An 11113-nucleotide genomic window follows, 5' to 3' on the forward strand; every position below is an offset into this window, starting at 1 on the left:
TTCTTACTTTTTTTAAATTATACTTTATGTTTTATTTTTTCTATATCATGGGGGATTTTGTAACTCCTCACTATTACTTTACAAAATCCCAAAGAACTTCTCATTTGTATAATGGTACAGCCTTAGGGCTGTTGGCTTATTTCATTAAAAAAAGCCTTACCGTGGCGTAGGAATTTCCACAGCAAGGCTAAAACTTAAAAACATTGTCTGCTATTCTCATAGCAAACCTTTCTCCATAACTCCTTTGGGCTCTCGACCAAAAAAATTAAGTATGAAAAAAATCTCTCTATTAGGAAGCTCGTTCCTCGAGAGTGCATGAAAAAAAGTATTTTACAGTGTGCGACACTGCAAAAACATAAAGCCAAAGCTCCTAATCGGAACTTTGGCTTTTGTCTTTTTATACAATATAGCATTGCTAGCACTAAGCTAGTACTGCTGTTTTTTATCTTTAAATTAAATGGGAAACTATTTGCACAAGCAAATAACAGAAAGTAACTTACATGCGCGTAACTACCTTTGTGTGTGTGTGTGTGTGTGTGTGTTTACACTTTTTCTTGAGCTAGGCAAGAAAAACTTGTTAAACTTATCACAATTCATTATATGTTGCACACTTTGTTTCATAAAGTTGGAGCAAAGCTATGAAATGTTTTAGAATATGCAAGGATTTGGTATGTTAATTTTTTTGTTTCCATTTATTTAAAAGTGGCAAAAAAGTGAAGCCTCGCCGTTTGCCCCTTTGTGCAAATTACCACATCTAGCCCTAGAGTTTAGATTTTTATTCTTAAATTTGAGGACGAGTATAAACTGCCTATGTTTTTTCCCAGTTTTGGAGAGATTAAAGATAGGCATGTTTTAATCCAAAATAATATTTATTTATGCAAAAAAATACGATTATTGCAGCGCTTTTACTTGGTGGCTCTTCTTTGGCTTTTGCTCAGACTACTCAGTTCTGGTTTGGTGACAATGCCACTTATCGTAAAGCGAAAACTCTTTTCTTTACCGAAACTTACTTGGCAGCGAATTACGAGTTTGAAAATGCCTTGGAAAACGGAAAGTTAAATCTTGCCAATGAAGAGGCAGCAACTTATTATGCCGCACTCACTAGCTTGATCAACGATACACCTGGTGCCGAAGAGCAGTTTTTGGCTTTTCAAGCGGAGTATCCCAAAAGTGTGTACACCGAGAACGGAAGCTGGGAGCTAGGAAGTTTTTATTTGAAAAAAGGCGACTTTAATAAAGCTTACAAATATTTAAGCCAAAAAAATGTTTACGACTTGCCCGAAAGAAAACGCCAAGAATATCAATTTAAGCTAGGCTATGTAAACTTGATGAAAGGCTACAACGACAAGGCTTTGCAATATCTTGAACCGCTTACGCAAAAAGGAAATTACCAAAAAGAGGCTAATTTCTATGTGGGGCATATTTACTACGAGCGCAGAGAGTTTGCCAAGGCACTCACTTATTTCGATACCTTGCAAGGCGACCCGATGTATGAGCAAAAGATTTTGCCGTATCGCGTGCAAATCGAGTTCAACGAAGGGCAATATGACAAAGCCATTACCGACGGGAAAATGCTTTTAGCCCAAAACCGTTCAAACTTTTTGCAATCAGAGGTTTCTAAAATTGTGGGAGAAAGCTATTTTAGACAAAAAAATTACGCAGCCGCCATTCCTTATCTCGAAAAATATCAAGGAAAAATGGGCAATGCCGATTATTATCAATTAGGTTATGCCTACTATGAGCAACAACAATATCCAAAAGCAATTTCGTATTTCAATAAAATTGTAACGCAAAAAAGTGCTTGGGCACAAACGGCTTATTATCAATTAGGAAATGCATATTTAAAAACTAACCAAAAACAAGAAGCACTCGCAGCCTACAAAGCGGCTTCTGAAATGAGCTACAACCCTACCACACAAGAAGATGCACTCTACAATTATGCTAAGTTGAGCTACGATGTCGGTAACCCATACCAGCCGACGACCGCTGCCCTACAATCATTTATCGCAAAATACCCAAATTCTAAATATTCTGGGGAGATTAATTCGTATTTGGTAGACGCTTTCATTACCTCTGGAAACTACCAAAATGCGCTCGAAATCTTAAACAAAATTCCACAGAAAAACGCCGAGCAAAGAAGTGCAGAACAATTGGCGGCTTTCTTGCACGGAACAGAACTATTTAGCGAAGGGAAATTAGACGCAGCTCAGAAAAATTTACAATTAGCCGTAAACTCTAATGCCAATGCAGAAATCACACAGCGTGCTTATTTCTGGCTAGGCGAAATCGCTTACCGAAAAGGACAATACAGCGAAGCGGCTAAAAACTTTGAGAAATTCAACACTTATAGCACGCAAGTCCCTGAAAGCAAAGAAGTAAATTACCAATTAGGTTATACTTATTTAAAGCTAAAACAATTTGATAAATCAGCCAATGCCTTTAAACGCTACTTGGCAAGCAACCCGCCAGGCGACTTCAAAGCAGATGCTAAATTACGCCTTGCCGATAGCTACATCGGAACCCAAAACAACGACGAGGCACTTAGCTTGTACGAAGAAATCGCTAGCACCAAAAAGGGCAATGCCGATGAAGCGGCTTACAACCGTGCGGTTGTGATTGGAATCAAAGGAAACACCGAAGAAAAAGCACAAGCACTTGAAGCATTTATCAAAGAATATCCTGTTTCAAAATTCAACGATATTGCACAACTTGAATTGGCAGATGCCTACACGCAACTTGATCAGCCAAACAAGGCCTTAGTGGTTTTAAATAATTTAATTAAAACAGCTAAATCTGAACTTAAAGGAGAAGCTCGTTTAAGAAAAGGCTTAATCTATTATCACCAAGGCAAGAAAAACGATGCGCTCAATGAATACAAAAATGTGGTAAAAGAGTTTCCACGCAACAATTTGGCGTACCAAGCCATTGAAAATGCTAAACGCATTTACCTAGACGAGGGAAACTACAAAGCCTTTGAAACTTGGGCAAAAAACATTGACTTCTACGAAGTAAACACTTCTGAAATCGAAAGTTTGGCATACGATGATGCGATGCGCAAGTTTGATGCAAAAAATTACAAAGAAGCCATTCCACTATTGAGCAATTTTATCGCACAATATCCGCAAGGAAACCACACTTATGCAGCACAATATGCACTGGGCGAAAGTTATTATCAATTAGGCGACTATGCCAAGGCAATGACTCCGCTTTCTGAGGCGGCTAAGTACGATAACGAGAACAAAGTCGATGCCTTGCTTCGTTTGGCTCAAATTTATTTAAGCCAAAACAAAACAACCGAGGAACTTTTAACCTTGGAAAATTTACACCAAATCACACAAAATCCTGCCTACATTTCGTATGCGGAGATTCATTTAATGCAATTGTACAGCAAAAATGGCAATCACGCCAAAGCGGTGGCTATGGCAAACAAGGTATTGGAAAATCCTAAAAACGATGCCAATGCCAAACAGGAAGCCGAGCTTACCAAGGCACGTAGCCTAATGGCTGAAAACAAAACAAGCGAAGCGCAAAAAATCTACACTTCGCTCGAGCAATCCGACAACCCTGCGGTGAAAGCCGAGGCGTTGTATTACAAGGCTTATTTCTTAAACAAAGAAAAGAAATACAAAAAGTCTAACGAGGTGATTTTTGAACTGGCGTCTAAATACGCAGAACAGCAACTTTGGGGTAGCCAAGCACTGGTAGTAATGGCAGAAAATTATTACAAATTAGGCGATTTGTACCAAGCCAACTTTACGCTCGATAGCGTGATCGAAAACTACCAAGATTACCCAGAAGTAATTGCCAAAGCAAAAGCCTTGAAAAAACAAATTAAAAAATAATTAAGCAGATTCATTTATGAAAAAGATAGTAAGCCTTTCCGTACTCAGTCTTTCAGTTTTAAGTTTTGCCCAAATCAAGCAAGGCGAAGTGAATGTGAACGGAGAAAATCAAATAAAACAAGGCGAAGTAACAGTGAAACGCCACTACGAGCCTAATGTGAACGCGGCAGAGAAAATCAAACAAACACCTAAAGTTTCTGCGCCTAAGACTAAAAAACATAGCGTAATTAATTACCAGACCAAGGATATTGAAGCGGCTTCGGAATTTGAAACCACTCCAATTTCGGCAGAGAAATTACCGATTAACCAAACGCCACCTCTTCGCAACTACATTCGTGCGGGCTATGGGAACAATTCCACTTTGCGCCTCAACGGCTTTGTGAGCATGCCAATAGATGAGGATAAATCTGTGGGGCTCAATGCATCGTATCTAGGAACAGAACTAAACGATAAAACTTTGAAAAATTGGGTGAATACCAATCAATCTAAAATCAATGCCGAAGCTTTCTTTAATTATAATTTACAAGATGCTAAATTCACTTTAAAGGCGGGCGCAGGCGTTGATAAATTAAATCTTTACGGCATTCCGCAGGGCGTTTTGGCTACTTTGACTGAAAAACTAGACGCTCCGCAAAAATTCACAAGCGTGTATGCCAAAGCGGAATACGATAAATTCAATGAGGCGTATCTAAAAACGGCTAAAGCAGATGCGTATTATTTAAACAATAATTGGGGGAGCAACGAGCTTGGCTTTAAGGCTGAAACAAGTTTAAACACAGGCGACTTGTATGAAGCGGATTTCTTCGGTGGATTGATTTTGGGAGCCAAAGCCGATGCTAATTTAAATTACACTTTCACCAATGCCGAGGATTATTATTTCCATAGTTTAGCCAAAGCTAATTATTTAAATTTAGGAATTAAGCCACAATTTGTGATCAAAAACGAGGTGCTTAATTTACTTGCAGGAGCCAACCTGCAATATGTGACCGAATCGGAACAAAAAAACAATAAATTCCGAATTTTCCCAGCCATAGAGCTAAAGCTAAACACTGCTAAGGAGTTTGCCCTCTACGGAGGAATCACGGGAGGTGTGCAAATGAATTCTTACCAAAGTCTCTATAAAGAGAATCCATACATCGCTCCATCGTTTGGGCTTCTGCCTACAATCAACAAACTTGAACTTTACGGCGGAATCATGGGAGACATTGGCGAAAACTTTAAATACAACGCCAAAGCGGGATTGCAGGATTTGGAAAACGAAGTGTTTTTTATAGAATATGCCCAGTTTGATATCGCAAAACCAAAAAATTTAGGGTACAATTACTTCAATTCATTCAGCCCGTCTTACGACGATGCCAGACGCACCTACATCAACGGGAGCATTCAATACATTGGGGTAGATAAACTCTCGCTTGGAGCCAATTTATTGCTCCAGTCTTATAGCTTAACTCAACTGGACAAAGCCTTTGAAAAACCAAGTTTGCGTAGCTCCATAAACGCACAATATGCTTTGTTAAACGAAAGATTATTGCTCGGAGGAGATTTGTTTTTTGTGAGCAAAAGAACTGGCTTGCAACAAGGTTTCTTTTCAAACACAAAACATTTCTCTAATAAAAACATAGATGTCCCAGCTTATTTAGACTTTAACCTAAGCGGAAACTTTATGATTAATTCCCAATGGATTGTCTTTGCCGAAGGGAATAATCTTTTAAACAAAAATTACCAAAGGTTTACAAACTACGAAGTGCAAGGACTCACCATCACAGCAGGAGTGCAGTACAAATTTTAATTCAAAAATAAATTTAACTATGTATCCATATCAAAGAAATAGAAGAACTCGTAGCAACGAGGCGATTAGAAATATCGTAAGAGAAACAAGCCTAAGCACCCATGATTTAATGCTGCCGCTTTTCATCATGGAGGGCGAGAATTTAAGAGAAGAAATCCCTAGCATGCCAGGCGTTTATAGAATAACGCTCGATGTGCTGGAAAAAGAAATCCAAGAAATTTGGGATTTGGGCATTCAAGCCGTAAACATCTACTGCAAAGTGCCAGATGAGCTCAAAGACAACGAGGGTACCGAGGCTCTAAACCCTAATGGATTGATGCAACGCGCCATCAAAACCATTAAAAAAGCGCAAAAAGATATGCTCGTGTTTACCGATGTGGCACTTGACCCTGTCTCCTCTTACGGGCACGACGGAATTGTGGAAAATGGCGAAATCTTAAACGACGAAACGGTAGAAATTTTAGCTAAAATGGCACTTTCGCACGCCGAAGCTGGAGCCGATTTCATTGCCCCGTCCGACATGATGGATGGTCGCGTTTTAGCCATTCGTGAAATTTTAGAACAAAACGGATTCCACAATGTAGGTATCATGAGCTACACGGCAAAATACGCCAGCTCATTCTATGGGCCGTTCCGAGATGCGCTCGATTCTGCACCAGGATTTGGCGATAAAAAAACCTACCAAATGGATTATGCCAATGTGCAAGAAGCCTACCGCGAGGCAGATAATGACTTAATCGAGGGGGCAGACATCTTGATGGTGAAACCAGGCATGCCCTACCTAGATGTGCTTTATCGCATGAAAGAATATACCAAAATGCCAATTGCCGTGTACCAAGTAAGTGGCGAATATGCCATGCTGAAAGCTGCCGCAGAAAAAGGCTGGCTCGATTTTGAAAAATGCTTAATGGAATCCATGTATGCATTCAAACGCGCGGGTGCAGATTTAATCAACACCTATTATGCCAAAGAAGTGGCTACTATTTTGAATAGAAAATAGGAATTTAAGGCATTTTTAAACATCACTTAAAATCGTTTTTCAATTAATTTTGAAAGACGATTTTTTTATTTCAAAAGACTAAATTTAGCCAAATTTCGGTATCCAAAAAATATGATTTTTGTCGTATTTGTGTTTTTAAAACACTTTTATTAAGTGAGTTTCATACACTTTTTAGTTTTTTTAACGGGTAAAAAGTGCTAAACATTCCATATGTAAGCGCAAAAATGCTTATCTTCACGACCTTAAAAATTTAATTAAACATTAAAATTATAAACAAAATGATGACAAATTTCTCACTCGAAGGTAAAACTGCTCTTGTAACTGGAGCATCTTACGGAATTGGTTACGCTATCGCGTCTGCATTAGGAAAAGCTGGTGCAAAAATCGTTTTCAACGACATTAACCAAGATTTAGTAAACCAAGGTCTAGAGTCTTACAAAAACGACGGACTTGAGGCGTATGGTTATGTATGCGATGTTACAGACGAAGATGCTGTAAATGAGCTAGTAGCTACCGTAGAAAAAGAAGTAGGAGTAATCGACATTTTGGTAAACAACGCAGGAATCATCAAGCGTGTTCCTATGCACGAAATGAGTGCTGCTGAGTTCCGTAAAGTAATCGATGTGGACTTAAACGCTCCATTTATCGTGGCTAAAGCGGTAATCCCAAGCATGATCAAAAAAGGACACGGAAAAATCATCAACATCTGTTCTATGATGTCTGAGCTTGGTCGTGAAACTGTATCTGCTTACGCTGCTGCAAAAGGTGGTTTAAAAATGCTTACTCGCAACATCGCATCTGAGTATGGTGAGCACAACATTCAATGTAATGGTATCGGTCCTGGGTACATCGCTACTCCACAAACTGCTCCACTTCGTGAAAAACAAGCTGACGGAAGCCGCCACCCATTCGATTCATTCATTATCGCAAAAACTCCTGCCGCTAGATGGGGAACTCCAGAAGATTTACAAGGTCCTGCTGTGTTCTTAGCATCTGATGCCTCTAACTTCGTAAATGGGCATGTGCTTTATGTAGACGGTGGTATCTTAGCCTACATTGGAAAACAACCTAAATAATCCCCTGTATGGCTAATATCTTTGAATATATTATACAACTAGGTGCTGCAGTGATGATGCCCATTATCTTCTCGATTTTGGGCATTGCGCTCGGCATTAAACCTGGAAAAGCTGTCTTATCTGGTCTCTATGTAGGGGTAGGTTTTGTGGGATTATCCATCATCACCGCTTTGCTTACCAGTAGCATGGGGCCAAGCCTTGACCAAGTGGTGAAAATCTATGATTTAAAGCTTAAAGTCTTTGACATGGGATGGCCAGCGGCAGCTGCCGTAGCCTATAACACTGCGGTGGGGGCACTTATTATTCCTGTATGTTTAGGCGTAAACTTAGTTTTATTGCTTTTAAGATGTACTAAAACCGTAAACATCGACTTGTGGAACTACTGGCACTTTGCATTCATTGGGGCAATTGTGTATTTTGCAAGCGATAATATTTATTGGGGATTTTTCGCAGCCATCATCTGCTACATCATTACACTTGTAATGGCAGATTTAACGGCCAATAAATTCCAAAACTACTACGAAGGCATGGAAGGAATCTCTATTCCGCAACCTTTCTGTCAAGGAATGGTGCCATTTGCCGTAGTCATCAACAAAGCATTGGATTTAATTCCTGGTTTCGAAAAATTAAACATCGATGCCGAGGGAATGAAGAAAAAATTCGGATTGCTTGGTCAGCCATTATTCTTAGGAATCATCATAGGATGTGGTATCGGTATTTTAGCAAGAGAAGATGTAAAAGGATTTTTAGGTTTAGGTATTAAAATGGGAGCCGTAATGGAATTAATCCCTAGAATTACCCGCCTATTTATCGAAGGGCTTCACCCAATTTCTGAAGCGACTAAAAAACTTATCGATAAGAAATTCCAAGGAAAAATCGATTTGAACATCGGTATGACACCTGCCCTAGTAATTGGGCACCCTGCAACATTGGTAGTTTCGTTGTTATTGATTCCAGTAACATTGATTCTTTCTGTTTATTTGCCAGGAAATGAGTTTTTACCATTGGCATCATTAGCGGGAATGTTCTATTTGTTCCCACTGGTATTGCCTATTACTAATGGTAATGTGGTAAAATCATTTATCGTAGGGCTTGTGGTGCTTATCATCGGTTTATATTTTGTGACCGATTTGGCTCCATCATTCACGCTTGCAGCAAAAGATGTGTATGAGAAAACAGGAGATAAAGCCGTTGCAATCCCTCCAGGATTTGAGGGCGGTGCGCTAGACTTTGCTTCAAGTATCTTTACTTGGGTAATTTTCAAAGCTATTTCTTGGTTTAAATATATCGGAATGGCTGTTTTATCAATCTTTACGCTAGGAATGTTGTGGTACAACCGCAGAGCAATCCTTCGCGAACACAGAGAAAGAAATTCTGTGGCAGTAGAGGTGGATAATACTCCTACAAAATAATCAAAGATAAAGAGGAGTTCTCTGGCTCCTCTTTTTATACTTAGATTTTTCTATTCTTGAATAAATTCTTTTTTAGATTTTTCTAAAAACACTAGGTTATGATTTCTTTTTTTCAGAACTTTAACCCATTAATTATTAATTTATATTTCAAATAAAATAAGAGATATTTGGTATAAGTTTCACTGCTAAGAAATCTCAAAAATTAACAAAGTATATTAATCAAAAAATTTATTTAATTATGGAAAATCTAATTTCTAAATTCATCGGGACAGTTAAGCATTGGTACATTCCTTTCATTATCGGTATTTTATTTATCGGCGTAGGGATTTATACATTTTATGTTCCAGTAGAGGCCTACTTGGTATTATCGATTATCTTTAGTGTTTCATTTTTTATCTCAGGGATTTTCGATGCGGTGTTTGCTTGGCAAAACCAAAAAACTTTGCCTAACTGGGGGTGGATTTTTGTTTTTGGTATTTTTACATGGATGATCGGGATGTATCTATGGATTTATCCTAAAATCTCTATGGAAGTTTTACCATACTATGTGGGATTTGTTTTAATGTTCCGCTCGTTCCAATTATTGGGCTTTGCCCTAGACATTAAAGCCTATGCACCAAATAAGTGGCTTGGTCTTTTCATTTGGAGTATCGTCGGGATATTTATCTCATTCCTACTTTTAGCCAATCCAATTATAGCAGGGCTTTCGCTTGTGGCACTCACAGGTACATCCTTCATCATTTTAGGATTTGCATCTTGCTATTTAGCTTTTAATTTAAAAAGCTTAAAAAATAATTTGGATAAAAAAATCTCTCCAGAAATGAGAGAAAAAATACAAAGCTTGGAAAATGAATTTCAAGAAATTGTAAGAAAAAAATAATTTTTAAACTATTTTAAAATCATATTCATGAAGAAAACATTAAGTTTATTATCATTATTATTAATCTCTGGATTGACATTGGCACAATCGTACACTAGCTACGAAGTACGCTATGCGACAAACCCAAAAGATGCTGAACATTACAGCACAGAGCGTTTGAGAGAAGAATATTTGGTAAAAGATTTATTTAAAGAAGACAAAGTACACATGGTATATACCATGCACGATCGTTTCATCATCGGTGGTGCAATGCCTGTGAAACAAAGCCTTAAACTAGAGGCGATAGATCCGCTAAAATCACCTAAATTCTTAAGCCACCGCGAAATCGGTATCATCAATGTCGGAGGAAAAGGAATAGTGAAAGTAGGCAACAAAAAATATGAATTAAAGAATAAAGAAGCACTTTACATCGGTCGTGGCGAAGAGGAAGTAACTTTCTCATCTGCCAATGCTAAAGAGCCTGCGTTGTTCTACTTCAACTCTGCGAATGCTCACAAGGCATATCCTACCAAGAAAATTACGCGTGAAGATGCTGTAAAAGTGAAAGCGGGTAGCCTAGAAGAGTCTAACGCACGTACGATTGTAAAATATATCGTAAACGAAACTACTCAGACGAGCCAATTGCAACTTGGTTTAACCGAGCTGGAACCAGGAAGCGTTTGGAACACTATGCCTGCACACATTCACACTCGTAGAATGGAGGCTTACTTCTACTTTAAAATCCCAGAAAAACAAGCTGTATGCCATTTCATGGGAGAGCCAGAGAAGACTAGAAACATCTGGGTACACAATTACCAAGCTGTTATTGCTCCAGAATGGTCTATTCACTCAGGAGCTGGAACCACCAACTACGACTTTATTTGGGGTATGGCGGGCGAGAATTTAGACTACACCGATATGGATAAAGTTTACCCATATGAACTAGAATAATCATAGTTTTTTATTTAACAACGGAAAAGACCTCTGCATTTTTATAATGTAGTGGTTTTTTTTATTGCTAATTTTCCCTTTCAAAGAAATTACCTCTATTAACAGAATTATAAACATAGTTAAAGTATTCTTCCTAAAATAAATTTAACAAGGCTTCATTAAAAGAATCCAAAACATTGTTTTT

General features: G+C 38.4%; 8 protein-coding genes. All 8 read left to right on the forward strand.

Annotation, left to right across the window (positions count from 1 at the left end; translation table 11 throughout):
- Positions 1 to 26: 26 nt before the first annotated feature.
- The 8 genes from ORNRH_RS12095 to kduI all read left to right on the forward strand — a co-directional run bounded on the left by ORNRH_RS12095 (position 27) and on the right by kduI (position 10929).
- Positions 27 to 170: a hypothetical protein gene (locus tag ORNRH_RS12095; protein ID WP_014790690.1), complete on the forward strand. Its 144-nt coding sequence runs from the start codon at positions 27 to 29 to the stop codon at positions 168 to 170.
- Between the two features lie 705 nt (positions 171 to 875).
- A complete protein-coding gene (locus ORNRH_RS04335; RefSeq protein ID WP_014790691.1) occupies positions 876 to 3842 on the forward strand; it encodes a tetratricopeptide repeat protein in 2967 nt (988 codons plus the stop codon).
- Between the two features lie 16 nt (positions 3843 to 3858).
- Positions 3859 to 5631: a porin family protein gene (locus ORNRH_RS04340; RefSeq protein ID WP_014790692.1), complete on the forward strand. Its 1773-nt coding sequence runs from the start codon at positions 3859 to 3861 to the stop codon at positions 5629 to 5631.
- A gap of 19 nt (positions 5632 to 5650) precedes the next feature.
- Positions 5651 to 6631 (forward strand): porphobilinogen synthase, encoded by a 981-nt coding sequence (gene hemB, locus ORNRH_RS04345; RefSeq protein ID WP_014790693.1) that lies wholly within the window; start codon positions 5651 to 5653, stop codon positions 6629 to 6631.
- A 281-nt stretch (positions 6632 to 6912) separates the two neighbouring features.
- Positions 6913 to 7707 (forward strand): gluconate 5-dehydrogenase, encoded by a 795-nt coding sequence (locus ORNRH_RS04350; RefSeq protein ID WP_036601305.1) that lies wholly within the window; start codon positions 6913 to 6915, stop codon positions 7705 to 7707.
- 8 nt (positions 7708 to 7715) lie between these two features.
- The gene (locus ORNRH_RS04355) at positions 7716 to 9119 is read left to right on the forward strand and encodes a PTS galactitol transporter subunit IIC (RefSeq protein WP_014790695.1); all 1404 of its coding nucleotides are present in this window, start codon (positions 7716 to 7718) and stop codon (positions 9117 to 9119) included.
- Between the two features lie 238 nt (positions 9120 to 9357).
- On the forward strand, positions 9358 to 9999 hold the full coding sequence (locus ORNRH_RS04360; protein WP_014790696.1) for an HdeD family acid-resistance protein: 642 nt from the start codon (positions 9358 to 9360) through the stop codon (positions 9997 to 9999).
- A gap of 27 nt (positions 10000 to 10026) precedes the next feature.
- The gene (kduI, locus tag ORNRH_RS04365; RefSeq protein ID WP_014790697.1) at positions 10027 to 10929 is read left to right on the forward strand and encodes a 5-dehydro-4-deoxy-D-glucuronate isomerase; all 903 of its coding nucleotides are present in this window, start codon (positions 10027 to 10029) and stop codon (positions 10927 to 10929) included.
- Positions 10930 to 11113 lie beyond the last annotated feature (184 nt).

The organism is Ornithobacterium rhinotracheale DSM 15997 (genome assembly GCF_000265465.1).
GTDB classification, from domain to species: Bacteria; Bacteroidota; Bacteroidia; order Flavobacteriales; family Weeksellaceae; genus Ornithobacterium; species Ornithobacterium rhinotracheale.

Coding starts and splice junctions, on each gene's coding strand:
- hemB (WP_014790693.1), top strand. CDS start 5,651: ATGTATCCATATCAAAGAAATAGAAGAACTCGTAGCAACGAGGCGATT.
- ORNRH_RS04355 (WP_014790695.1), top strand. CDS start 7,716: ATGGCTAATATCTTTGAATATATTATACAACTAGGTGCTGCAGTGATG.
- ORNRH_RS04350 (WP_036601305.1), top strand. CDS start 6,913: ATGACAAATTTCTCACTCGAAGGTAAAACTGCTCTTGTAACTGGAGCA.
- ORNRH_RS04335 (WP_014790691.1), top strand. CDS start 876: ATGCAAAAAAATACGATTATTGCAGCGCTTTTACTTGGTGGCTCTTCT.
- ORNRH_RS04360 (WP_014790696.1), top strand. CDS start 9,358: ATGGAAAATCTAATTTCTAAATTCATCGGGACAGTTAAGCATTGGTAC.
- kduI (WP_014790697.1), top strand. CDS start 10,027: ATGAAGAAAACATTAAGTTTATTATCATTATTATTAATCTCTGGATTG.
- ORNRH_RS12095 (WP_014790690.1), top strand. CDS start 27: ATGTTTTATTTTTTCTATATCATGGGGGATTTTGTAACTCCTCACTAT.
- ORNRH_RS04340 (WP_014790692.1), top strand. CDS start 3,859: ATGAAAAAGATAGTAAGCCTTTCCGTACTCAGTCTTTCAGTTTTAAGT.